The organism is Mesoterricola sp. JemC181, from assembly GCF_055384585.1.
This window is the reverse complement of sequence record NZ_AP045076.1, coordinates 161,812-184,921: the sequence shown is the minus strand read 5'-3', so window position 1 is coordinate 184,921 and position 23,110 is coordinate 161,812. Positions and strand designations below refer to the sequence as shown.

Annotated in this window: 25 protein-coding genes; 13 read left to right on the top strand and 12 right to left on the bottom strand. The window is 69.2% G+C overall.

Annotated elements, in window-relative coordinates; translation table 11 throughout:
- Nucleotides 1–6: 6 nt before the first annotated feature.
- The 4 genes from ACZ5MC_RS00855 to ACZ5MC_RS00840 all read left to right on the top strand — a co-directional run bounded on the left by ACZ5MC_RS00855 (nucleotide 7) and on the right by ACZ5MC_RS00840 (nucleotide 3,703).
- On the top strand, nucleotides 7–393 hold the full coding sequence (locus tag ACZ5MC_RS00855) for a RidA family protein (protein WP_464516845.1): 387 nt from the start codon (nucleotides 7–9) through the stop codon (nucleotides 391–393).
- On the top strand, nucleotides 386–1,369 hold the full coding sequence (locus ACZ5MC_RS00850) for a PLP-dependent cysteine synthase family protein (protein WP_306598366.1): 984 nt from the start codon (nucleotides 386–388) through the stop codon (nucleotides 1,367–1,369). The genes ACZ5MC_RS00855 and ACZ5MC_RS00850 overlap by 8 nt, the downstream gene beginning before the upstream one ends.
- Before the next feature lie 194 nt (nucleotides 1,370–1,563).
- Nucleotides 1,564–1,806 carry a hypothetical protein gene (locus ACZ5MC_RS00845; RefSeq protein ID WP_306602324.1) on the top strand — a complete coding sequence of 81 codons (243 nt, stop codon included), beginning with the start codon at nucleotides 1,564–1,566 and terminating at the stop codon, nucleotides 1,804–1,806.
- Entirely contained in the window at nucleotides 1,688–3,703 is a 2,016-nt protein-coding gene (locus ACZ5MC_RS00840; protein WP_464516844.1) for an erythromycin esterase family protein, read from the top strand. Before ACZ5MC_RS00845 ends, ACZ5MC_RS00840 begins: the two co-directional genes overlap by 119 nt.
- Here the strand turns inward: ACZ5MC_RS00840 and ACZ5MC_RS00835 are convergent.
- Complete coding sequence (locus ACZ5MC_RS00835) at nucleotides 3,648–4,433, bottom strand: metallophosphoesterase family protein (protein WP_306598364.1); 786 nt, start codon at nucleotides 4,431–4,433, stop codon at nucleotides 3,648–3,650. The two genes, ACZ5MC_RS00840 and ACZ5MC_RS00835, sit on opposite strands and share 56 nt — an antisense overlap.
- 72 nt (nucleotides 4,434–4,505) lie before the next feature.
- On the opposite strand from ACZ5MC_RS00835, the gene ACZ5MC_RS00830 reads away from it, so the two are divergent.
- The 3 genes from ACZ5MC_RS00830 to ACZ5MC_RS00820 are packed head-to-tail and all read left to right on the top strand — an operon-like array spanning nucleotide 4,506 to nucleotide 6,512.
- Nucleotides 4,506–5,279, top strand: coding sequence for a sulfite exporter TauE/SafE family protein (locus ACZ5MC_RS00830; protein WP_306598363.1), 774 nt, complete (start codon nucleotides 4,506–4,508; stop codon nucleotides 5,277–5,279).
- A 16-nt stretch (nucleotides 5,280–5,295) separates the two neighbouring features.
- Nucleotides 5,296–5,643: a hypothetical protein gene (locus tag ACZ5MC_RS00825; protein ID WP_306598362.1), complete on the top strand. Its 348-nt coding sequence runs from the start codon at nucleotides 5,296–5,298 to the stop codon at nucleotides 5,641–5,643.
- On the top strand, nucleotides 5,643–6,512 hold the full coding sequence (locus ACZ5MC_RS00820; protein WP_306598361.1) for a carbohydrate kinase family protein: 870 nt from the start codon (nucleotides 5,643–5,645) through the stop codon (nucleotides 6,510–6,512). The genes ACZ5MC_RS00825 and ACZ5MC_RS00820 overlap by 1 nt, the downstream gene beginning before the upstream one ends.
- 5 nt (nucleotides 6,513–6,517) lie before the next feature.
- On the opposite strand, the gene ACZ5MC_RS00815 is transcribed toward ACZ5MC_RS00820, so the two are convergent.
- The 10 genes from ACZ5MC_RS00815 to ACZ5MC_RS00770 all read right to left on the bottom strand — a co-directional run bounded on the left by ACZ5MC_RS00815 (nucleotide 6,518) and on the right by ACZ5MC_RS00770 (nucleotide 16,241).
- Nucleotides 6,518–6,775 carry a DUF2442 domain-containing protein gene (locus tag ACZ5MC_RS00815; RefSeq protein WP_306598360.1) on the bottom strand — a complete coding sequence of 86 codons (258 nt, stop codon included), beginning with the start codon at nucleotides 6,773–6,775 and terminating at the stop codon, nucleotides 6,518–6,520.
- A 232-nt stretch (nucleotides 6,776–7,007) separates the two neighbouring features.
- Nucleotides 7,008–8,075 carry a tRNA preQ1(34) S-adenosylmethionine ribosyltransferase-isomerase QueA gene (gene queA / locus ACZ5MC_RS00810; protein WP_464516843.1) on the bottom strand — a complete coding sequence of 356 codons (1,068 nt, stop codon included), beginning with the start codon at nucleotides 8,073–8,075 and terminating at the stop codon, nucleotides 7,008–7,010.
- Complete coding sequence (locus ACZ5MC_RS00805) at nucleotides 8,072–9,889, bottom strand: ABC transporter ATP-binding protein (RefSeq protein WP_306598358.1); 1,818 nt, start codon at nucleotides 9,887–9,889, stop codon at nucleotides 8,072–8,074. Before ACZ5MC_RS00805 ends, queA begins: the two co-directional genes overlap by 4 nt.
- A gap of 18 nt (nucleotides 9,890–9,907) precedes the next feature.
- Nucleotides 9,908–10,732 carry a tetratricopeptide repeat protein gene (locus ACZ5MC_RS00800; RefSeq protein ID WP_306598357.1) on the bottom strand — a complete coding sequence of 275 codons (825 nt, stop codon included), beginning with the start codon at nucleotides 10,730–10,732 and terminating at the stop codon, nucleotides 9,908–9,910.
- Nucleotides 10,729–11,406, bottom strand: coding sequence for a hypothetical protein (locus ACZ5MC_RS00795; protein WP_306598356.1), 678 nt, complete (start codon nucleotides 11,404–11,406; stop codon nucleotides 10,729–10,731). The genes ACZ5MC_RS00800 and ACZ5MC_RS00795 overlap by 4 nt, the downstream gene beginning before the upstream one ends.
- On the bottom strand, nucleotides 11,390–11,962 hold the full coding sequence (locus tag ACZ5MC_RS00790) for an RNA polymerase sigma factor (protein ID WP_306598355.1): 573 nt from the start codon (nucleotides 11,960–11,962) through the stop codon (nucleotides 11,390–11,392). The genes ACZ5MC_RS00795 and ACZ5MC_RS00790 overlap by 17 nt, the downstream gene beginning before the upstream one ends.
- A complete protein-coding gene (locus tag ACZ5MC_RS00785; protein ID WP_464516842.1) occupies nucleotides 11,959–12,933 on the bottom strand; it encodes a hypothetical protein in 975 nt (324 codons plus the stop codon). Before ACZ5MC_RS00785 ends, ACZ5MC_RS00790 begins: the two co-directional genes overlap by 4 nt.
- Before the next feature lie 43 nt (nucleotides 12,934–12,976).
- The gene (locus ACZ5MC_RS00780) at nucleotides 12,977–14,764 is read right to left on the bottom strand and encodes a hypothetical protein (protein ID WP_306598353.1); all 1,788 of its coding nucleotides are present in this window, start codon (nucleotides 14,762–14,764) and stop codon (nucleotides 12,977–12,979) included.
- A 9-nt stretch (nucleotides 14,765–14,773) separates the two neighbouring features.
- Complete coding sequence (locus ACZ5MC_RS00775; RefSeq protein WP_306598352.1) at nucleotides 14,774–15,484, bottom strand: HisA/HisF-related TIM barrel protein; 711 nt, start codon at nucleotides 15,482–15,484, stop codon at nucleotides 14,774–14,776.
- A 52-nt stretch (nucleotides 15,485–15,536) separates the two neighbouring features.
- Nucleotides 15,537–16,241 carry a ribonuclease III family protein gene (locus ACZ5MC_RS00770; RefSeq protein WP_306598351.1) on the bottom strand — a complete coding sequence of 235 codons (705 nt, stop codon included), beginning with the start codon at nucleotides 16,239–16,241 and terminating at the stop codon, nucleotides 15,537–15,539.
- A 154-nt stretch (nucleotides 16,242–16,395) separates the two neighbouring features.
- Here ACZ5MC_RS00770 and ACZ5MC_RS00765 point away from each other — a divergent pair, with 154 nt between their 5' ends.
- From ACZ5MC_RS00765 to ACZ5MC_RS00740, 6 genes are all read left to right on the top strand, one after another.
- A complete protein-coding gene (locus ACZ5MC_RS00765; RefSeq protein WP_306598350.1) occupies nucleotides 16,396–18,090 on the top strand; it encodes a tetratricopeptide repeat protein in 1,695 nt (564 codons plus the stop codon).
- Between the two features lie 160 nt (nucleotides 18,091–18,250).
- A complete protein-coding gene (locus tag ACZ5MC_RS00760) occupies nucleotides 18,251–19,093 on the top strand; it encodes a flagellin (protein WP_306598349.1) in 843 nt (280 codons plus the stop codon).
- Between the two features lie 82 nt (nucleotides 19,094–19,175).
- On the top strand, nucleotides 19,176–19,652 hold the full coding sequence (locus tag ACZ5MC_RS00755; protein ID WP_306598347.1) for a flagellar protein FlaG: 477 nt from the start codon (nucleotides 19,176–19,178) through the stop codon (nucleotides 19,650–19,652).
- 39 nt (nucleotides 19,653–19,691) lie between these two features.
- Nucleotides 19,692–21,320, top strand: coding sequence for a flagellar filament capping protein FliD (fliD, locus tag ACZ5MC_RS00750; RefSeq protein ID WP_464516841.1), 1,629 nt, complete (start codon nucleotides 19,692–19,694; stop codon nucleotides 21,318–21,320).
- Between the two features lie 40 nt (nucleotides 21,321–21,360).
- The gene (gene fliS / locus ACZ5MC_RS00745) at nucleotides 21,361–21,789 is read left to right on the top strand and encodes a flagellar export chaperone FliS (RefSeq protein WP_306598345.1); all 429 of its coding nucleotides are present in this window, start codon (nucleotides 21,361–21,363) and stop codon (nucleotides 21,787–21,789) included.
- A complete protein-coding gene (locus tag ACZ5MC_RS00740; RefSeq protein WP_464516840.1) occupies nucleotides 21,786–22,085 on the top strand; it encodes a hypothetical protein in 300 nt (99 codons plus the stop codon). The genes fliS and ACZ5MC_RS00740 overlap by 4 nt, the downstream gene beginning before the upstream one ends.
- Nucleotides 22,086–22,339: 254 nt before the next feature.
- Here ACZ5MC_RS00740 and upp read toward each other — a convergent pair whose 3' ends face one another.
- Complete coding sequence (upp, locus tag ACZ5MC_RS00735) at nucleotides 22,340–22,966, bottom strand: uracil phosphoribosyltransferase (RefSeq protein ID WP_306598343.1); 627 nt, start codon at nucleotides 22,964–22,966, stop codon at nucleotides 22,340–22,342.
- Nucleotides 22,967–23,110: the final 144 nt, after the last annotated feature.

Genomic DNA, 23,110 nt, shown 5'->3' with positions numbered 1-23,110 from the left:
TCCGTCATGAAGACCGTCGCCACCCCCAACGCCCCCGGCGCCATCGGCCCCTACTCCCAGGCCTGCATCTCGGGAAACCTCCTGTTCACCGCCGGCCAGATCCCCCTGGTGCCCGGCAGCATGGAGCTGGTCACCGGCCCCATCGAGGCCCAGACCGAGCGCGTGGTGGCCAACCTCGCCGCCGTGCTCGAGGCCGCGGGCACCGACTGGTCCCATGTCCTCAAGACCACGGTCTTCCTCACGGACCTGGCCGAGTTCGGCGCCTTCAACGCCGTCTACGAGAAGCTTCTGGGCGGCGCCAAGCCCGCCCGCAGCACCGTGCAGGTCGCCGCCCTCCCCCGGGGCGCCAAGGTGGAGATCGAGCTGGTGGCGGAGATCCCCGCCGATGCGTGACAAGCGGGTCTACGACAGCCTCCTCGACGTCATCGGCAACACCCCCCTGGTGCGCCTGCGCCGCATCACGGCCGGGATGCCCTTCCCGGTGTGGGTCAAGCTCGAGTACCTGAACCCCATGGGCAGCAGCAAGGACCGCATCGCCAAGTACCTGGTGGAGCAGGCCGAGAAGGACGGGCGCCTCCAGCCGGGCGACGTGATCCTGGAGAACTCCTCGGGCAACACCGCCATGGGCCTGGCCCTGGCCGCCATCCAGAAGGGCTACACCCTCAAGGCCGTGGTGCGGGACCGCACCTCCAAGGAGAAGCTGGACCAGCTCACCGCCCTGGGCGTGGACGTGGTCCGGGTCGACACCAGCCTGCCCCCGGAGCATCCCGACAGCTACAACCTCATCACCCCCCGCCTGGCCCGGGAGACGCCGCACTGCTACTTCCCCGACCAGCACAACAACCGCGAGAACAACGAGGCCCACTACCTGGGCACCGGGCCCGAGGTGTGGGACCAGATGGACGGCAGGATCGACGTCTTCGTGGCCGGCATGGGCACCGGCGGCACCATCGGGGGCGTGGGCCGCTACCTGAAGGAGCGCAACCCCGCCGTCCGGATCGTGGCCGTGGACGTGGTGGGCTCGGTGTTCACGCCCTTCTTCAAGACAGGCGAACCCGGCAAGGCCGCCCCCTACCTCCTGGAAGGCCTGGGCGACGAGTTCCTCATCGGCTGCGCGGACTTCTCCGTGATCGACGAGATGGTCCAGGTGTCCGACCGGGATGCCTTCCTCGCCGCCCGGGAACTGGCCCGGACCGAGGGCCTCCTGGTGGGCGGCTCCAGCGGCGCCGTGATCCACGCCCTGCGCAGGATCGCGCCCACCCTGGCGCCCGATGCGCGGGTGGCCATCCTCTTCCCCGACAGCGCCTCGCGCTACCTGAGCACGATCTTCAACGACGACTGGATGCGCGAAAAGGGAATGCTGGACTGACGGAACCCGGGGAGGGAAGCCCCACCGGGGAACCTGCCCCGGCCTCCAGGACACTCCTTCCTGGACGGAATTCGGCCCGGCTTCAGCAAGCCGGCCGCTGATTCCGCCCTTCCCTGAAAGGAGACGCCATGAGAACCGTTTCACCCTCCTTGCCGCGCATTGACGATTCCGTGCTCGATGGGGTCACCGGAGGAATGATCTCCCGGTTTCCCTGGAATTCCCTTGTCCGGACCACGCATCTCAACAGGGATGATGACCCCTACCTTCGTCCCGGGGGCATCCGCGACCAGCAATTGGCCGCCGGGCAGGCCAGGTTCGATGCCCTGGTCAAGGCGAACCCCGGAATCCTGGGACCTCCCGACCCGAACCACAGCGTCCACATGCTCCAGCATCGGCTGGCCACCGGCTACGGGAAGCCGCACGTGGTCCGCAACTGATCACCGCTGCCGGCTGTCTGTGAACGCGAGGCGGCATCCCGGGCTGGCCCTGGCTGCGATCCTCTGCTGGCTTCTGGGCGGAAGCCTCTCCTGCCGCCCGGTGACGGGGGTGGTGGAGGGTCAGGTACTCGACCCTTCCGGCAAACCTGAACCGGGTGCCGCGGTCGCAGTCTTTCCGCTTGATCCGGTAGAGGGCTGGAGCGGCTTCGAAAGGGTGGCCTGGCAGCGGACGGATCGGCGGGGCCGCTTCCGCTTCTCGCTGCCGCCGGGTCCTCACGGCCTTTCGGTGAGCCATCCGGCCTTCATCGGTGCCAATGTGAGCCGGTTCTCCGTGGACCCGGGTTCCACCTACACCCTGCCTTTCCCGCTCCAGCTGCAGGGCGGCGGGTCCCCTTTGCGCGGCGAGATCCGGGACCTCGGGGGCCACCCCCTGGACGGTATCCTGGGGCTTGTGCCTCCCCTGGGGGGTCCCCTCCTGACGGCCGCTTCGGTCCGTCTGGTCCGGATCCGAGATGGCCGCTACGAGGTCGCGGTTGCCCCCGGGACGTATTTCTTCCTTCCGTGGGCGAAGGGGCTGATGCACCCGGGCGAGTGGCTTGAGGCTGGACGGGTGCCCCAGGACCGGAACGCAGTGCTCGTTCCGGAGCCGTCACCCGCCCCGCGGAAAACGGTGGGCTGGCTTCAGGCCCAGGCCGTCCCGCTGGAAACCGGGGACCCAGGCCGCCTGGACGGTTTGCTGAGGTCCGGCGCCGTGCTGGGCCTGGGGGAGGCCACGCACGGGTCCAGGGAATTCCGCCAGATCGTCCACGAGGTGATCCAGTGCCTTGGCGGTCGCGGAGAACCCCGGGCCATCGCGCTGGAGCTTTCCCCCAGCGATGGCTTCACGCTCGATGCCTTCATCCAGGGCGAAGAATCCGAATCCGTCCAGGCCCTTCCCCTTGCCTACCGTACCGGCGAGATCCGGGACCTGCTCCAGTGGCTGCGCCGTTTCAACGGCCCCAGGCCGCGGGATTCGAGATTCAGGATCTACGGGATCGATCCGGCCGATCCTGGACCCGCCTATCGCTGGGCCCTCACCTTCTTTCGCCGGCATGATCCCAGGACCGCGTCCCACTTCCAGAGGGTACTCGGGGACCTCGGTTCTGCCCAGGAGGCTGGCTTTCCGGGCGATCAGGCCCGGGCCGACCGGTGGCGGGCCGCCCTGGAGCTTCTTCAACGGCGGCTCGACGCGCTGACCACGGCCCTGGACTCCCGGTCCCTGGAAAGGCAGCGGCGGTCGCTGGTGGCGCTGGGCCAATTCATTCCACTGGCTGTGGATCTGACGGGCGGGTCCCGGGCCCGGGAGCTGGCCATGGCCGAAAATGTCCGGTGGGTCCTGCGGCAGGAAGGCGTTCGAGGCCGCGTGCTGGTTTTCGCCCACTGCGGCCACGTCGCCAGATCCCTCCGGAACTCGATGGGATGGCCCACCATGGGCTGGCATCTCGCGCAGGAACTCGGGGCCGACTACGTACCCGTCGCGATGACCTTCCGGCGCGGCGGGTTCATGGCCCTGGAGGCCGGCCGGGAAGATCCGGCCTGGGTCCCCTTCGAGGTGGGTCCGGACCCCCGGGCCACCCTGGACGAAGCCCTGGGATCCACCGGCCTGCCGCGGCTCCTCCTCGACCTGCGCCCTGGCCGGCCCCAGGGAGAGACTCGACGCTGGCTGGATTCGCCCCAAGGCGTCCGTTTCATACCCCTGTGCTTCGACCCTTCCCGCCCGCACGCCCTTGCCATCAACGCCCCCGAAGAACTGGACGCCCTGATCTTCCTGGAACGCATCCACCCCTCCCAGCCTTGGGCCGCTAGCTCTCCTCGCCCCGGTTCTCCCGGTGCTTTCCCCGTGCCGGGGGCCTGGTGATCAGCTTCTGGCTGTCCGGCGGCGACGGCAGGTCCGGCAGGGACAGCGGCGACAGCAGGTTGTCCCCCACAACCTTCCAGGCCCGGGCCTGCTTGGGGAGCCGCTCGGGCTGCATCACTTCCCAGCCCTGGGCGTAGGACACGAAGCTCGGCATCACCAGCGCGAAGCCGGTGTAGAGGAAGGCGGGGTAGCGCAGCCACTCCTCCTGCTGGTCGGGCCCGGCCATGGGCACGGCGAAAAGGGGGTGGAGGCCGCCGTTGATCCAGAAGCCCGTGGGGGGATCGTGGCGGGGATACACGAAGATGCGCCGGCGGTGCATGAGGGTGTTGATGCCCACCCGGTAGGTGTCCATGGGCTGGATCCCGGTGCCCTCCAGGGAGGGGCCCCAGCTGCGCTCGGGGTGGCCCACCACCTGGATGACCTCCCGCCCGTGGTTGCCCAGCTTGCGGAAGAGGAGGCGCAGCTCCTCGGCCTCGTCCTCCTCCAGATGGCCCTGGTTGGGCTTGATGTCGCCCAGGATGGCCACCCGCTTGGGCTTGAAGTCCTCCAGCAGGCCCAGGAGACGTTCCCAGATCTCGTGCTGCTGGCCGTTGGGCAGGGCATCCGGACGTTTCCTCCGCCCGGCGCCCAGGCCCAGGAACAGGTCGGCGATGACCAGGGTCTCCTGGCGGGGCATCAGGATGGCGCGGCGGCTGTCGAGGATCACATCTTCGGAGAACTTAATCTGCATGGGGCTGTCATTCCAATCCATTCCATTGGAACATGACCGGCCCCCATTTAGAGTGGTGAAGGAGGCATTCGCATGACGGCACCCCTGGTACTTGCCGCGGGATCCATGGCCGCGGGCCTCTGCGGCGGAATCCTCTCCGGCCTCTTCGGCATCGGCGGGGGCATCATCCTCATCCCCATGCTGGGGCTCCTGCTGGGCCTGTCCCAGCACCAGGCCCAGGGGGTGACCCTGGCGGCCATGCTCCTGCCCAACGGCCTGCCCGCGGTGCTCCACTTCCGCCAGCGGGGCATCCGCATCCACTGGCCCCTGGTGGGCTGCCTCACCGCAGCCTTCCTCCCCGGGGTCTGGAGCGGGGCCCGGCTCGCCTCCCATATCCCCGACGGCCCCCTGCGCACCGTGTTCGGCGTCTTCCTGGCCATCCTGGCCGTGCGCACCTGGCTCCAGAAGCCCCTGGCGCCCGGACGGGAGACGCGGGTCCCCACGGCGCGGGAGATGGTCCTGCCCGGCCTGGGCATCGGCCTCGCGGCGGGCCTGCTCTCGGGCCTCCTGGGCATCGGGGGCGGCATCGTCATCATCCCCTTCCTGGTGTGGAGCCTGGACCTCCCCCAGCACGAGGCCCAGGCGGCTTGCCTGGCCTTCATGCTCGCCCCCATCGGCCTGCCCGGGGTCATCGTCTACGCCCGGCACCAGGGCGGCCTGCCCTGGCTCATCATGGCCGGCGTGGCTGTCGGCTTCCTGTTCGGCGCCTACGGCGGCGCCCGCATTGCCACCCGCCTGAACGCCCCCAGGCTCCGCAAGGGCTTCGCCATCCTCATGGCCTGCGTGGCCCTGCTGATGCTATTTTAAGTCCGGAGGTCGCTACGTGTCCCTTGAGTCCCCTGCCCCCCTTTACACGGGCGACCGCCTGAGGGATCTCATCCTCTGCTACGCCGGACCCTGGGCCTTCCTGCCCTACCTTCGGCGCAGGGATGACGAGGAGCTCCTGTGGCACTCCCGCCAGGGCGTGCTGCTGGCCTTCACCGAGGTGAGCCTGGCCCTGGCCCTGGCGATCATGGGCCTGTTCCCCCTGCTGGGGTGGGTGTTCCTGCGGTTCTTCCTGCCCGTGTGGCTCATGTGGTGCCTGGCCATGTCCGTCATCTCCGTGCTGCAGGCCTGCAAGGGCAAGCGCCACAAGATCCCCGTCCTCCACCAGTTCATGGACTACCTTTGATGGCACCGCGGGTCGTCGGCATCGGCGAGCTGCTGTGGGACATCTACCCTGGCGGGCGGCGCCTGGGCGGCGCCCCCGCCAACTTCGCCTGCCACGCCTCCCGCCTGGGCTGCGCCGGGTCGGTGGTGAGCCGCGTGGGGGACGACGCCCTGGGCCGCGAAGCCCTGGAGCGCCTCCGGTCCCTGGGCGTGGACGGCGGCCCCGTGCAGGTGGACCCCGCGCTCCCCACCGGCACCGTGGCGGTCGCCCTGGATCCCCATGGCCATCCCACCTACGCCATCCACCCGGACGTGGCCTGGGACGCCCTGGCCTGGACGCCGGACCTGGGCCAGGTGGCCGCCGGGGCCGCCGCCATCTGCTTCGGGACCCTGGCCTCCCGGGGCCCCCGCACCCTGGACACCGTGCGCCGCTTCCTGGCCGCCGCGTCCCCGGGCTGCCTGCGCATCTTCGACGTGAACCTCCGCCAGGACTACCACAGCCCCGAGCGGGTGCGCGCCTTCCTGGGCCTCTGCGACGTCCTGAAACTCAACGAGGACGAACTGCCCCTGGTGGCCGACATGTGCGGCGCCGGCGGAGCCGAGGGCCTGCGCAGGCGGTACGGCCTCAAACTCGTGGCCCTCACCCTCGGTTCCAGGGGCAGCGAGCTCCATGCCGGGGGCGCCCCCCTGGTGGAACCCGGCGTGAAGGTGGAGGTGGTGGACACCGTGGGCGCCGGCGACGCCTTCACCGCCGCCCTGGCGGCGGGCCTGGTCCAGGGACTTCCGCTTCCCGCCGTCCACCGGCGCGCCGCGCAGCTGTCCGCCTACGTGTGCACCCAGCCGGGGGCCACGCCGGACACCCGCGCCTTCCTGGCATCCTTACCCGATTAAGGTTTTCAGCAGATCTTCGCGTCCCGCAGCAGGTCGGAGGGCCGGAGCGCCTCCTCCAGCCGGGGCCAGTGGATCATCTGCCCGCCACCCAGGAGCCGCACCTTCTTCAGATCCTCTTCCTTGCCCCAGGCCAGCTGGGGGTAGAACGAAATGGGCACCGACGCGGTACGGCCATCCTCGGTCTCGAGCTGGATGCGGCCGGCCTCCACCCATACGCGGCGAGCCTTGGTATCCAGGGCTTTTACGGTGTTCATGATGTCCATGAATTTCACCTCTTCCACATCCATCGTAGCTTGCCCGGCACGCCCGATTGCCACGTCCGTGTGTAAATCAAACCTAAATGCAATAATAAAGATACTTATTTAATGTTTTTTCGGCGGACCTCGGCCCCTCGGCGGCCTCGGCGATGCGCTTCGTTCCCTGGACCTCCGGCGCTGCAGTCGGATGCGCCAAAAGGGCTTGAAACAGAACGCATCGCCGAGGTCCCCCGAGGAATTAGCGTTCGGGTCTCGCGTTCAAGATGAGCATCGCATCGCCGTAGCTGAAGAACCGGTACCGCTCCCGGATGGCCTCCCGGTAGGCCTCCTGCGCGAAATCCACGCCCAGAAGCGCCGAGACCAGCACGAACAAGGTGCTCTCAGGCAGGTGGAAGTTCGTGAGCAGCAGGTCCGCGGTCCGCAGGCGGCAGCCGGGCTGGATGAAGATGCGGGTCGAGCCGGAACGCCGCAGGGACGAACCGTCCCAGGCGGCCTCCAGGGTCCGCAGGCTGGTGGTGCCCACCGCCAGCAGGGACCGGGCCCGCTCCCGCAGCACCGGTTCCAGCAGGGCCGCGGTGGCCTCGGGAACCTCGTAGCGCTCCTCGTGCATGACGTGGTCGCCCAGATCCTCGGCCGTCATGGGGCGGAAGGTGCCCAGGCCCACGTGGAGGCGCACCGGGCTCCAGAGGCAGCCCCGGGCCTCCAGGGCGCCGATGAGCTCCTCCGTGAAGTGCAGGCCGGCGGTGGGCGCGGCCACGGCCTCGCCGTCCCGGGCGTGGAAGACCGTCTGGTAGCGGCCCTCGTCCTCGGCGTCCGCGGGGTGGGTGATGTAGGGCGGCAGGGGCAGGCGGCCGATGGCGTCCACCGCGTCCCAGTCCAGCTCTCCGCCGCCGGGACCCAGGACCCGCACCCGGCGCAGCCCCTCCTCCAGGGCCTCCTCCACGCGCACTTCCGCCAGCACCTGGCCCGCGGCGTCCACCACGTGGGCGGCCTTGCCGGGCTTGAGGCGCGCCCCGGGCCGCACCAGGGCCTCGAAGCAGCCGCCCGGCAGAGCGCGCAGCAGCAGGGCCTCCCCCTCGCCGCCCCCGGCCCGCCGAAGCGGCAGCCGGGCATGGCGCACCTTCACGTCGTTGGGCACGCAGAGGGTCCCCTCCGGCACCAGGCCGGGCAGGTCGCGGATGGACCGGTGCTGGAGCGTCCGGGTGACCGGGTCCGCCACCAGGAGCCGCGCGCCGTCCCTCGCGGGCGCGGGATGCTGGGCGATGAGCTCCGGGGGGAGGTCGAAGTGGAAGTCCGTGCGCTTCATGGGTGGAACTGGAGCGTGTAGAGTCGCTCGTACTCCCCGTGCAGGGCCAGCAGCTCCTCGTGGGTGCCCATCTCGGCGATCTCCCCCTGGCGCAGGACGCAGATGCGCGTGGCCCGCTGGATGGTGGAGAGGCGGTGGGCGATGACGAGGGTGGTGCGGTCGCGCATGAGCACCTCCAGGGCGTCCTGCACGGCGCGCTCGCTTTCGGTGTCCAGGGCGCTGGTGGCCTCGTCCAGGATGAGGATGGGGGGATCCTGGAGCAGGGCCCGGGCGATGGCCAGGCGCTGGCGCTGGCCGCCCGAGAGGGTCGAGCCCGTCTCCGCCAGGGGGGTGTCGTAGCCCCTGGGCAGGGCCGTGACGAAGTCGTGGGCGTGGGCCTTCTTCGCCGCCTCCACCACCGCTTCGCGCGTGGCGTCCTTGCCGTAGGCGATGTTGTCGTGCACCGAGTCCATGAAGAGCAGGGTCTCCTGGGTGACGATGCCGATGCGCTGGCGCAGCTCCCGGGGGTCGAAGTCCCGCAGGTCCGTGCCGTCCAGGGTCACCCGGCCCCCGGTGGGATCGAAGAAGCGCGGCACGAGGTTGACCACGGTGGTCTTGCCGCCGCCGGAGCCGCCCACCAGGGCCACGGTCTCGCCCTTGGCCACCTGGAGGTTGATGCCCTTGAGCACCTCGTTGCGCCCGTTCTTCCCCTCGTAGGTGAAGCGCACGTCCTCGAAGGCCAGGCGTTCGGGCACGACCGGCACCGGCCGGGGGTTGGCCGGGGCGGCCATTTCCGTTTCCCGGTCCAGCACGCTGTAGACCCGGTCCAGGCTGGCCTGGGCCACCTGGATGTCGCTGTTGAGCTTGGTGAGCCGCCGGATGGGGTCGTAGAAGCTGTAGAGGGCCAGGACGTAGGTGAGGAAATCGGGGCCGCTCATGCGCCCGGAGCGCACCTGTCCGGTGGCGTACATGAATAGAAGGGCCAGGAGCACCCCCCCCACCAGTTCCATGATGGGGTGGGAGATGGCCGAGACCCGGGCGGATTTCATGCCCAGGCGGAACAGTTCGTTGTTCAGGTCGTGGAACCGGGCCTCCTCGAAGGGCTCCCGCGCGAAACCCAGCACCACCCGGATGTTGCTGAAGACCTCCTTGAGCCGCTGGAGGACGTGGCTGGAGGCCTCCATGTTCCGGTGGTTGATCCTGCGGATCTTCTGGCTGAGTTTCTTGATGGGCAGGACCACCAGGGGCCCGGCGATGAAGATGGTGAGGCTCAGCTGCCAGTTCAGGTACATCACGTAGCCCAGCATGACCAGGGCCTGGGTGATCTCCCGGGTGGCGTCCGCCAGCTGGTTGGAGGCGATGCCCTGGACGGCCCCCACGTCGCTGATGCAGCGCTGGAGGAGCTCCCCCACCGGGTGGCGCTGGAAATAGGCAGGCTCCTGTTTCAGCAGCTTGGCGAAGAGCCGCTCCCGCAGCGAGATGGTGGCCCGGATGCCGGAGCGGACCATCAGGAGGGTGCCGCTGTACGTGAAAAAGCCCTTGAGGATGAAGACGAGTACCAGGAGGGCGGGCAGGAGCCAGATCTTCTCCTGGAAAAGCGCCTCGGAAGGCAGGTGCGCCAGGGCCCAGGCCTTGAGTTCAGCCAGCAGCCTGAACCTGGACACGCTGGAGGAGGGGTCCTCCTTGACGCCCATGAGGAAGCGGAAGATGAGGTTGGTGATCCCGATCATGGCCCCCTGGCAGGACCCCGCCAGGGTCAGCAGCAGGGATCCCCCCACCATCAGGGGCAGGAAGCGCTTCAGGTGTTCGCGGTAGAACCGGGCAAAGTTCGACATCCAACTACTCTACCAGCCCTACTCCACCGTCACCTGCACGCTGCTCTTGGCGTCGTCAACCGACAGGAGCACGCTCCCCTTGGGCATGGAGGCGGCCTGGTCCGTGATCCCCTCCAGTTCGAAACCCTTCGCGCGGGCCTGGCGGATCTGGGCGTCGGTGAGGTAGTTCCCCACGGCCCGGGCCAGGGTGAGGGCCAGGCGGATGGTGACCGTGTCGGGCTTGCCGGCCTCCTTGATGCGGATGACCAGGAAGCGGGCCTGGCGGTCCGGGGGCGCCACGGCCTTCAGGCCCATGACGGTGAGGGCGGAGGCGCAGGCGTCGGCGTAGCCCGGAATCTGGAGCCCCTTGCGCAGGCCCTCGGCCGCCCGGGGATCGCAGACCTTGGCCAGCTGGAGGGCGGCAGCCACCTGCACATCCACGGAAGGGTCCTTCAGGGCCTCCAGGAGCCCGGGCGTGGCCCGGGGCTGCTGCCCCTGGCGGATGCCCCAGCAGCGCACGCGGTTCATGCGGGCCTCCTTGCCCAGGAGCCGCTGGTCGGGGTGGGCCTCCAGGAAGGCGGTGTAGGCGTCGGCGGCCTCGTCCCAGCGCTGGTCGGATTCCAGCGAAGCGGCCAGCCAGAACCGCGCCTCGGGCCCCCGGGGGGAGTCCGCATGGGCCGCCAGGAACTTCCGGTACACCGCCGCGGCCTCGAACCAGCGCTGCGCATACCTGAGGTTCTTGGCCTCGCGCAGGAGCGCGTCGGCCGGACCCTCCCGCGGGCCCGTCCAGGCCGCGGAGGGTTCGGGGGCGGGATCCGGCGCGGGGCCGGCCAGCAGAGCCAAGGCCAGGACCAGCGGGATCAAATCGACCCTCCCTTGAGCAGCCGGCTGAGCCGCTGGGCTTCGTCCTCAAGGCCGTGCGTGTCCGCCCACTGCCTGAGTTCCTGGGCCCGCTGGGGGTCCATGCAGGGATCCTCCAGGGAGAGCTCCCGCAGCCAGGCGTGCAGGTCCTCCCGCACCGCCTCGGCCTCGGGGGCCGGCGCGAGCTGGGAGGAGAGGCCGTGGCTGGACTGGAGCAGGGCCAGGGCGATCTCGCGCTCGGCGGCGCGGTCCTCGGTGTTCTTCCTCTCGCAGGCCTTGGGGTTCTTGGTGAAATCCTGGATGAGGGTGGAGGACTGCTGGAAGAAGGCTGCCCAGAGCCGGTCCTGGGCCCGCTTCTGGGCCAGGTCCTGGATGCGGGCCTGGTCCTTGGCCACCACGGCCATCTCCCGGGCGTTCACGGCGTGGTACGCCAGGGGCAGGGCCACCAGCACGGCCGCCGCGGCGGACATGAGCCAGGGGAAGCGGCGGATCAGGGGCACGGGGGCGGGAGCGCCCTCCGCGGCCTGGGCGGCGACACCCGCCCCCAGGAGGGCGAGGTGGATTTCCAGGAGGCTGGCCAGGCGGGCCTGGGTCTCCGGGTCGTCGGGCCAGAGCTCGGGCTGTTCGAGGATCTCGAAGGCCCTTTCGTCGCTCAGGATCTCAGGTTCGGGTTTCATGGGTCACTTCCAGGTTCTTTCTCAATTTGGCGAGGCTTTGGAACAGGGTGGCCTTCACGGTGCCCTCGGCGCAGCCCAGGTCGTCCGCGATTCGCTTCACGGGGTGCTCGTGGACGTAGTAGGCCAGGACCATGGTCCGCTGCCGAGGGGTCAGGCCCTCCAGGGCCTGTCGCAGGCTCCGGATCCGCCGGCTCTGGTCGACCGTGTCCCAAGGTGCGGGCTGGTGGGGGTCGGGTGCGTCAAAGGTCTCGGGCGGGGGCAGCTCCCGACCTCGTTTACGGAGATGGTCCGTCGCCGCATTAGCCGCCAGGGTGAAAATCCACGCGGCGACCGGCCGGCCCTCCTCGAAACGTTGGCAATGCTGGAGACACTTGAGGAAGACATCCTGGGTGAGCTCCTGCACGACCCCCGTCTCCCCCCCCAGGCGGCGGTACAGGAAGGCGAAGACCGGCTTCTCGAAGCGGGTCATGAGGTGGGCCAGGGCCTCCTCCTGTCCGGCCTTGAGGCGCATCATCCAGAATTCCGGAGGGCGCTCTTCCAGGACCGCTCCGGTCATGGCCGGTGCACCAGGCTGGAGAGCCCGGGCTGGGAGAGCTTGGCCAGGGCCTGGTTGATCTGCTCGCCCGTGAGCTGGCAGCGCAGGCCGATGCGTTTTCGTTCCTGAAGGATCTCGGGGGCCTGCCCGGCCTGGCCCCCCTGGAGGCTGGAGGCGGCGGCCATGAAGCGCTGGACCCAGGGCGCCACCTGCACGATGCCCTCGGGGGAGCCCGTGATGGCCAGCTCGAAGCGGTGGAGGCCATTCTTGCCGCCCTCGCCGGGCGTCACGCTCCAGGCGAGCGCCTCGATCCCCTGGGGCAGGTTCCGGGCCAGTTCGGGAGGCACGTTGCCGGAGAGACCGTCCAGGAGGGCCTGGGTGCGGATGAACCCCTGGAAGGGGGCCCCGGCGTTGACCCATTCCGCGGCGTTCGAGACCGGATGGCGGGGCGGGAACGTGCCCGCGTCCAGCTTGGCCAGCGAGCGCAGTTCCCCGAGCCAGATGCGGCCGGCCGGATCGGCCACGGCCCGGATGTGGTACTGGTTGATGTCCAGGATGACGTAGATGGGCAGTTCCTTCTTCCTCACCGGGAGGGACCCCTCGGCGGGGAAGGCCTCGGCGATGGCCATCTGCACGGCCCGCTGGTCCTTGAAGCCGCCCAGCTGGATGAGGAAGTCCGGCGGCGTCTTGCCGTCGGGGAAGCCCATCACATAGAAGTTGATGCGGCCGGATTCCTGGTGGGGGTTGATGCGGGCCTTCTTGAGGAAGAGGTCGAGGGTCTGGTCGGCGTAGGGGAACTTCGCCAGGTAGGTCTGGAAGCTCCGCTGTTCCAGAAGCCAGCCCGCCTGGCCGGACAGGGCCATCACCGAACCGGCCGGGGCGGAGGCGACCCAATCGGGCCCCGCGGAGCGCTGCCGGCCGCAGGCGAGCGCCACGACCAGGACCATGGCTCCGCCCAGGGTGGCACCGGGGATGCGGCGGGGCAGGTTCATGGATTCTCCGTTCGTCTTGGCTACGCCTGCCGGGGGGAATCGCTTAGTCCGCCAAGGCCCGGAGGGCCGTGGGCAGGTGCGGGCTCCGGAGCAGGTGCTTCTGCTCGCTGTCCGAGAGGAGGGCCCAGATGCGGGTGGAAGCCTCCCTCGGCGTCTTGGGGTTCAACAGCAGTTCGGTCATCACCGCGGGGTGGGCCATGAGGGCCGCGTGGCCTGCGATGAGCTCAAGGATGGGGCGCGGCGTCTGCTTGTTCCGGGCCAGGCGCAGGAGGATCGTGGGGTCCAGCTGGCGATCGGCCACCAGCAGGCGCAGGGTGTCCTCGTCCTTGAGGACCTCCGCGGGCAGGTGGCGCATGAGCTCCCCGCCCGAGCTGCGCAGGGCGACGATCCGCTGGGGGACCGTCATCTGCTCGTACGAGGCGCGGAGCAGGTCCAGGGCCGCCTTCTTCACGGACAGGTGGGGCACCCGCTGGTCCCGCAGCAGCTCCAGCAGCACCCGGGGCGGGCCTTCCAGGCTCCGGAGCAGGCCGAGCGCGGTGTCCTCGCCCAGATGGACGTTGTGGAGCAGGGCCTCCCGCACGGCGGGGTAGGCGCTCCAGGTGCGGCTGAAGGCCAGGCGCTCGGCGCGGATGCTGTCCAGGTGCGGGATGACCGAGATGAGCTCCCGGGCCGTGAGGCCGGGGTTCTCCAGCGCCACGGTGAACACCTGGGGGTCCGGGTCGCGCAGGGCCGCCACGATCTGGTCCGGCTGGGTGGCCTGGTTGGCCATGAAGACCCGCTCCTCCAGCGAGACCCACCGTCCCTCGGACTGCACCGGGGAAAGACCGCTGGCCTGGTTCGTCCGGCGCCGCTGGAGGCGGTCGAAAAAGATCTTGATGACCCGCAGCATGTTGGGTGCCCTGCGTTTGGCCCAGAAGGTCAGGTACTGGTACTCCGACTCCTCCAACTGGGTGAACAGGCTCACGATGCGGTGCAGATGGCGCCGGTTCTGGCCGCCCCGCTCCAGGAGGGCCACCAGATCCCGGGTGCTGTCCATCTTCCGGCCCATGGCCGCCGGGCAGCGGGGGGCCTCGGCCAGGGCTTCCCGCACGGGGTCCTTGAAGTACCAGCGCGCCTCCTGGTAGATCTCCTCGAACAGCTCCCGTCCGGCCCCGGGCAGGCAGGCCAGGAGGATCTCCTCGGAAAGTGCCGGGTTGCGCAAGGCCGCAGTGCGAACCTCGGGCTCCTCGTCCGCGAGGTACTTCTGGAGGTCCTCCTGGATCAGGGTGGCCTCCGCGGCCGTGGCCCGGTCCTGCTTGGGGATCCGGTAGGGCAGCGGCGAGGGCCCCCGGCCCTGGGGGGGCAGGGTCAGGGCCTCCCAGTCGGCCTCGGCCGGCGGCAGGGGCGGCATCTCCATCGTCGTGCCCGAGGCGTTCACGGGTCTGGCGAGCTGCTTGGCGAGCTGCTTGACGATGGGCTTCAGGTCCGGGGGCAGGTCCTGGTAGATGGCCTTGATGGATTCGGAACGCTCGGCCTTCTCGCCCTCCGGGGCGCGCTCCATCTCCCGCATGAGGTCGAACAGCGAAACCGCCATCTCCAGGTCCCGCCGGATGGGCTCGGGCGTGCTCTCGTTGCCGGCCAGGGCGTGGAGCACCGGAGCGTGGACGAGCCAGTGGGGGGTCCGGGCGATGAGGGTGAGCAGCCTCGGGGAGGAGAGGTTGCGCCCGAGGCTCTCGATGAGCTCGATCTGGCGCTCCGAGGGCATCTGGGGGCGTATGAGGGCCAGGTTCCTGAAGTGGAGCCGGTCCGGCTCCGGAAGGCTCAGGACGAAGGGCGCCTCGGGCTCAGCCACACCCCCTCCTCAGCAGCCGGGAAGGGTCAGGGATGCCGTGAGGGCCGCGTCGCCGCGGAGGAGGAGCCCATCGACCGCCAGGCCCTGGATGCCGGAGACTTCGCGGGCCTGGGCCAGGTGGGAGGCAGTCTGGATGCTGCCGCCCATCCAGATGGAGAGGCGCGAGCTCAGGGACAGGGTGCGGGCGGTGGCGAAGTCCGGAACGGCGGGCCGGGTGGCGGGAAGGTCCAGGAAGAGGAGCCGCTTGAAGCCGAAGTCCCCGATGCGGCGGCCCGCGGCCTCGGCGGTCTCGCCGCTGATCCCGCCCCAGCCCGACGGGAGGATCTCGCCGCCGCGGGCGTCCACCGCGGCGGTGAGGTGCTCGCGGAACCGCGCCAGGAGCTGCTCCACCATCACGGGAGAGCGCTGGAGGATGGTCCCCACGGCGAGCCAGGTGGCCCCCTGGTCCAGGAAGTACTGGGCCTGGTCGGAGCTGCGGATGCCCCCGCCCACCTGGATGCAGACCTTCGGGCGGCCCGCGTGGAACTTCTGGATGGCCCGGGAGATGAGCTCGCGGTTGTTGCCCTGGCCCCGCGCCGCGTCCACGTCCACCAGCGCCAGGCGGTGGCAGCCCTGGTCCAGGAGGAAGGCCACCAGGGGCAGGAGGTCGACGCCCTCGCCCTCCCCCACGATGGGGACCGCGCGTCCATTCTGGATGTTCACTGTCGGCAGGATCTTCAAGGGGTCTTCAATCCTCAGTCCATGGTGGTGATGGTAACCGATGCGGACCACTTCAAGAAGGAGGCTTGGGCAGGGCCGCCAGCAGGAGGCGCGCCGCCTCCATCTGCGCCCCCTTCAGGTTCCCCGCCCGGCCCACGGCCTCGAAGCCGCCCACCACGGTCCGCACCGTGAAGGAGGGGGCGTGGTCGGGGCCCTGCCGGTCCAGCAGCTCGTAGACGGGCGGGGGCAGTCCGAGCGCCGCCCCCCGCTCCTGCAGCGTCGTCTTGTGGTCCTTGGCCTCCCAGATCCCCACGTAGGCCGCCCGGATCTGCTCCAGGAAGCGGCCCTCGACGATGGCGAGGACGCCGTCCAGGGGGTTCCCCCCCGCGGCCTGGAGGTCCAGGAACACGGCCGCCAGGAGGGCCTCCATGGCGTCGGCCAGGGCGTTGCGCAGGCTGGCTCCGCCCTTCTTCGGCGACCGGGGACCGGCGACCAGCGTCACGCCGAGATCCAGCGCCCAGGCATGGAGGGCGTCGGTGCAGACCATGAGCCCGCGCAGCTTGGAGAGGGAGCCCTCGGGCCAGGAGGGGTGCTCGCGGTACGCCAGGAGGGACACGCACAGGTCCAGGATGGAGTCCCCCATGAACTCCAGCCGCTGGTTGTCCGGGGACAGCCCGGAGGAGGGCGGGGTCAGGGCCGTGCGCAGCAGCGCCTCGTCCCGGAAGGTGTAGGCGAGCCCCGCCTCCAGCGGGGATGGGGACCTGCCCGTGCGTTTCAATGGCCACCTTCCAAGGGATCTTCCCAACCTTTTCCTGGATGGCCCACCGGGAGGCTGCCACCATCGTCATCAATAATAACTGTTGTGCTCGATTCTGGACGCGCCCGGCGGCGGACCTTGCCTATAATGACGTAATTTCACCACCGGAGAACCCGTGACCGAGGCCATCAAGAACCTGCCCGTCCTCATGGGCGCCATGCGCCAGGAGGCCGTGAGCGGCGAACTCATCCTCGAACACAACGACGGGGTGCGCACCCTCTTCATCAGCCGGGGCGAGCTGATCCACCTCAAGAGCGACGTGGCCGGAGAGCAGTTCGGGAACTACCTGCTCCGCCAGGGGATCCTCGACCTCGCCTCCCTCAACGAGCTGCTGGCCAACGACGAGCGCTACCGCATCGGGGAGAAGGTCATCCAGTGGGGCATGATGAACCTCGAGGAGCGGGACCTCCACCTGCAGGCCCTGCAGGAACAGATCATGATCCACGCCCTCGAGCACCCGGTGCTTGCATGGACGTGGCACGCCGGTCCCATGGAGAAGCGGCTGGAGCAGGACCTGCACTTCAAGCTCCAGCACCGCCACTTCATCTGGAACACCTTCCAGGAGTCCCACTACCTCATGGACCTCCTGACGGTCCTGGACCGGGAGACGGAGTGGCGCTGGGAGGGCCGCCGGGACCTGGTGGAGAGCCTCAGCGACCTGCCCCTCACCCCCGGAACCGCCTATGCGCTCTCCTTCCTGGGCGCCGACCCCATCAGCTTCGAGACCTTCCGTTCCCTCAGCAACCTGGAGGAGGAGGCCGCGGGCCGCTTCATCATCACCCTGTGGGCCCTGGGGGCCCTGGTGTTGTGTGGCGGGACGCTGCCCAGCGTCAGCGGCGAGCCGCCCGAACCCCCGGCGCAGACGCCGGTCACGCCCCACCTTGCCATGCCGCCCCTGCCCCTGAAGGGACCCAAGGAGTTCCCCCTGATCTTCCCGCCGGGCGGAGGCCGCGCCCGGATCCACGTTCCGCCCCCCCTCGAGCCCCCGATCCAGCTGGACCAGGCCGCCCTGCACCCCGAGTTCCTGGACCTTGAACCTGAGCCCAGCCACCCGCTGCCCAGGGCCGAGGATCCCTACGGCCTCTCCGAGCCTTACTCCGACGAGGCCGCGCCGCGCACGCCGCCCCAGCCCCCTGCGCCCATGCCCCGGCTCGACCCCTTCCAGGCGCCGCCTTCCGGCCCCCGGCCGGATCCCTTCGCGCGCCCGGATCCCTTCGCGGCGCAGGCGCCGCCCCCCCAGCCCCACGGGTTCCAGCCCTCCTCCCCCTTCCAGCAGCCGCTCCCGTTGCAGCCGCCCGAGTCCCCGTTCCAGCAGGAGGTCCCCGCCTACGTGCCGCCCCCCCCGCCGCCCCAGCCCCTGGAGGGCTCGGCCCGGGCCAAGAGCCTCGTGCGCAAGGCGCGCCAGCAGGTCCTCATGGACCGCACCGTGGAGGCCATCCGCACGCTGGAGCAGGCCGTGCAGCTGGAGCCCGACCTGGACGTGGCCTACGACGCCTGGCTCATGCTCGGCCAGCTGAGGCTGGCCAACCCCGCCTGGTCGACCCGGTCCATCGACGCGCTCCAGACCGCTTCCAAGCTCCGCCCCCGGGCCGCCGCGCCCTGGGCTTCCATGGGCGAGCTCTACCACCGCAAGGGCTTCGAGGCCAACGCCGCGGCCTGCTACCGGAAGGCCCTGGAACTGGACCCCTCCACCCAGGTGCCGCCCGACGTGGACCTGGACGCCCGGGAATCCGACCCCGTCGCCCCGCCCCAGCCCAAGGGGCTCCTCGGCCGTTTCCGCTCCATCCTCGGGCGGCCGGAAAAATCCTGACCGCCATCATATATCTATGGCCGAAGGGAAATTCGTCCCGGGAGATGGAATAAATTACTAAAGGCCGGAGGTTTTCAGGCCGAATAGAACCTTGCGGGGATACCCCCGAGCCCTAAAACCCGGCGGCACGGATGCCGCCATTAGCATCACGGAGGATGCCATGACTTCCATTCTGAATAACGTTGCAGCCCTGAACGCCAGCCGTCAGCTGGGCATCACCGGTGGCAACCTGCAGCAGACCATCGAGCGTCTCACCACCGGCAAGCGCATCAACAAGGCTTCCGACGACGCCGCCGGCCTGGCCATCGGCAACAAGCTGAACGCCGACATCAAGATCGCCACCCAGGCCCAGCGCAACGCCAACGACGGCGTCTCCTACCTGCAGGTCGCTGACGGCGCCCTGGACTCGGTCACGCAGCTCCTGACCCGCGCCTCCCAGCTGGCCCAGCAGGCCCAGACCGGCACGATCAGCGACTCCAACCGGGCCAACCTGGACGCCGAGTTCCAGAACATCATCAAGACGATGGGCAACATCGGCGTCTCCACCAAGTTCAACGGCGCGGCCATCTTCAGCAGCACCGCCGGCTCCACCACCTCGGTCGCCGTCCAGGCGGGCGACTACGGCTCCCTCACCGTCTCCCTGGGCTCCGTCGCCACCGCCAGCACCGCGGCCCTCGGCCTGGTCTCCAACGGGACCACCGGCGACAACCTCGCCAGCTCCACCGCCGCCGGCAGCGTCGTCAGCAAGCTCGCCGCCGCCCTGGAATCCGTCAGCGGCATGCGCGCCAGCATCGGCGCCAACGAGGCCCAGCTCAACGCCACCTCCGACATCCTCGGTGTCCAGGTGCAGAACTTCACCGCCGCCAGCAGCCAGATCATGGATGCCAACATCGCGGACGAAGTGGTCAACCTCACCAAGTTCCAGATCCTCAACCAGTCCGGAACGAGCGCCCTGGCGAAGTCCAACCAGAGCTCCCAGCAGATCCTGGCCCTCCTTCAGTAAGTACTGACTCCATCGGATAGCTAACATGGGGGGAGGGCCGCAAGGTCCTCCTCCCATGCCCATGGAAATCCAGGAGGAATCCATGTCTGATCCCATCAGTCCCACCGGAAGTCCGGGTCCAAGCCCTCCAGCCGCGGCCTACGCGGCGGCCCAGGCGGAGTCCGTCCAGGGCGCAGTCAGGCCCACCACCACCACCGCCACGCCCACCACCGTCGCCTCCGCTTCCGGCAAGGCCATCCAGGAGGCCGCCGCGACGGCCCAGGCGGCCACCAAGCTGGAACTCTCCACCGCCTCGGGGGTATCCAACAAGCAGGTCTCCCCGGAAATGACCATGGAGGAGGCGGCCCAGGCCTTCCAGTCCTATCTGAAGAGCCTGCCCTCCAACCTCCAGTTCCAGCCCGACTACCAGGCCGGCATCGTCGTGTTCAGGGTCGTCAACCCGGTCACCAACAAGGTGATTCGCCAGCTCCCGCCCGAAGAGGTGGTGCAGCAGGCCCGGAACCTCCGCATGGCCGAGAAGCAGGGTCACTCTGGCATTCTTCTTGATAAGAGTCTCTGAGGCAGCAGTTTTTGCCCCGCACCGGGAAAGGAGGGTCCAGTGGCATCCGGAATCAGCTTCCAAGGCTTGTCGACCAACCTGCCCACCGACCAGCTCATCGCCGCGATCATCAATCAGCAGAGCCAGCCGATGGTCCGGATGCAGACCCAGCAGACCGTCAACAACTCCAAAACGGCCGCCCTGCAGACCCTCTCCACCGACCTGACCAGCCTCTCCATCTCCATGGCCACCCTGGGCACGAGCGGCTTCCAGAGCAACAAGGTGACCAGCACGGACTCCACCGGCGCCTACGTCACCGCCACGGCCAGCGGGGCCGCCCCGGGCCAGTACGACGTCATCGTCAAGAGCCTGGCCACCCGGGCCAGGCTCGTGATGCCCACCACCATGCTCCCCAACGCGGCCATCGGGGTCGGCGACTACACGCTCACGGACATGGACGGCAAAGCCTTCACGGTGACCGTCAGCGCCGGCAACGACAGCCTTGCCGGACTGGCGGCGGCCATCAACAACGCCAAGGACGCCAACGGCACGGCCATCAATGTCAACGCAGCGGTCATCCAGACCGGCGCCGACGGTTCCAGCCAGCTCGTGCTGAGCGCCAACAACACCGGCCAGGGGGCCTCAGGGGCCACCTCCTTCTCCTTCACGGCCCCCGCCGGCAGCACGCTGGGCGCGGGGACGTCGACCTCCCAGGCCGCCACCAACTCCGACTTCATCCTCAACGGGGTGGAGCTCCACCGGTCCTCCAATTCCGTCAGCGACGCGGTGCAGGGCGTCACCTTCAACCTGAACCAGGCCCAGACGGACCTCACCAAGGCCACGACCCTCTCCGTCACCCAGGACCAGGACGCCGCCGCCAAGGCCATGCAGGACGTGGTGGACAAGTTCAACACCTTCTACAACGACTACAAGTCCAAGACCACCTTCACCCAGAACTCGGATGGATCCTATACCAAGGGCCTGTTCAACATGGACATGGGCCTGCGCCAGATGGTGGCCCAGGTCTCCAGCACCCTCATGGGGGCCCCCTCGGGCCTGCCCGGCACGGCCACCTTCACCACCGCGGCGGGCGTGGGCCTCAAGACCAACCAGGACGGCACCATCAGCCTGGACACGACCGCCTTCAAGGCCGCCCTCACCAAGGACCCCGCGGGCGTCAGCAACCTCTTCGCCAACTCCGCCACCTCGACCAGCCCCCTCCTGACGTTCGTCGGATCCGGCAGCAACACGACGAAGTCCCCCATCTCCTTCAACGTGGCCACCGTGAACGGGGTCCTCACCGGTACCTTCCAGAACCAAAAGGCCGACGGGACGACCGAGACGAACACCCTGACCAGCACCGACGGCTACTTCTACGGCGTGACCGGCACCTCCCTGGAGGGCCTTGTGGTCAAGGCCTCCAGCGGGGCCTCGGGCACCCTCGGCGTCTCCACCGGAATCTCGAGGCTGCTCCAGGACCTGGACACCAGCCTCACCTCCGTGACCTCGGGCAACATCGGCGGCATCATCCAGGACCTGAGCGCGTCCAACTATACGCTTTCCCAGCAGATACTCCAGCAGCAGGACTTCCTGGCCCGAAGCAAGGCCAGCCTGGAGAAGCTCTATTCGAACCTCGAAGCCACCGTGGGACAATTGAACGCGGCAGGACAAAGTCTCTCGGGGATCTAGCCATCACCTCCGGAAGACGAAACTCAAGTGGGGGATCCCGATGAACCCGAACTACGGCGGTGCTGTCGCCAACCAGTACCTCATGCAGCAGATCAACGGCGCCACCCCCGAGCACATCATGTTCATGCTCCTGGAAGGGGCCCAGAAGTTCCTCATCCAGGCGGTGGCGGCCATCCGCCGCCGGGACATCGCCACCCGGGCGCGCATGGTGAACCGGGTCTCCTCCATCGTCGAGGAGCTGGCCATCCGCCTCGACCACGAGGGCGGCGGCGAGCTGGTCGTGAACCTCACCCGCATCTACGACTGGTGGCTGAAGGAGCTCTTCGACGCCAGCCAGAAGAACCAGGCCGAGCGCCTCGAGGTCCTGGAGCGCCAGATCGGCGAGATGAAGGCCGCCTGGGCCGAGCTGGACCAGCGCCAGGGCACGGCCCAGCCTCCCGCCTTCTCCCCCCAGGGCATGGTGGGATGAGCGACAGCAGGATAGCGGCTTCGCTGGACGACCTGGAACGGCTCCTGGCGACCCTCATCGACGACCCCGACCCGGCCAAGGTGGCCGGGTGGCACGCCGCCTTCCAGGAGGCCCTGGCCGGCGCCGAGAAGGGCCCCCGGTGGCCCGACATCCTCGCCCGCGCCCAGGAGCTGGGCCGGCGCCTGGAGACCCAGGTGAACCACCTCAACGCCATCCGCGGGGCCGTCCGGGACGAACTCCTGGCCCGCAGCAAGGGCAGCCGGGCCCTGAGCGGCTACAAGCCTGCCCGGGGTTGATTGCCAGGATTTTTTCAATCCTTTCCCATCCCCGTCCATCCCCGGCCAATTGAGGCCTGGGCTCCCGCGGCGCGCCAGAGCGTTGCGCCGCGGGTCGCGTCGGCCCCTTGCCGGGGGTGGACGGGGATGAAAAGGGAAGGAAGCCGGGCTTGGTTCCGGCGCCGGAATGGCCCTGCCCTCACCCTGGAAGGCCCCCAGGAGCCCTCCGGGGAGGCTGCCATGGCATCGGTGCCCGGAAGCCCCCCCCGGGCTTCCTAGAGCGTCCCGAAGAGGCGGTCCCCGGCGTCGCCGAGGCCCGGGAGGATGTACGCCTTGTCGTTGAGCTCGCGATCCAGCGCGGCGACGAAGATGCGGATGTCGGGGTGGTCCTGCTGGAGGCGGGCGACGCCCTCGGGCGCCGCGAGCACCGAGGCGAGGGTGATGCGCTGGGCGCCGGCGACCTTCAGCTGCCTCACGGCCTCCGAGGCGCTGCCGCCGGTGGCGAGCATCGGGTCGAGGATGAAGACGTACCTCTGGTCGAGGAGGGGCGGGAAGTTGCGGTAGTAGGGCACGGGCACCAGCGAATCGTGGTCGCGGTAGAGGCCGAGGTGCCCGACCTTCGCCGTGGGCAGGAGCTGGAGGAACGGGGGCAGCAGCCCGAGTCCGGCGCGGAGGACGGGTACCACCACGGGATCGAGGGACGTGAGGCGGCGCCCCTGGGTCCGCTCCAGGGGCGTCTCTACGGCGACGGGCTCGGTCGGCAGATGGCGCGTGCACTCCACCGCGAGGATGAGGCCGAGCTCTTCGAGAACCCGCCGGAACAGGATTCCAGGCGTCTTCCGGTCCCTCAGCAGAGAGATCTTGTGGTCGCAAAGTGGGTGGTCGAGAACGGTGGCTTCCATGGGCGCGCTCCTGTATGCCCCTAGTTTGGGGCATCCGGAGCGATTCCGAAAATGGTCCTTCGATGAAAAAATCTCGGGCGCAATCGCGAAAAGAATTCACAATTCTGTTGACCTCTTTAGGAACGCTGGTTTAGTGGTTTGTAG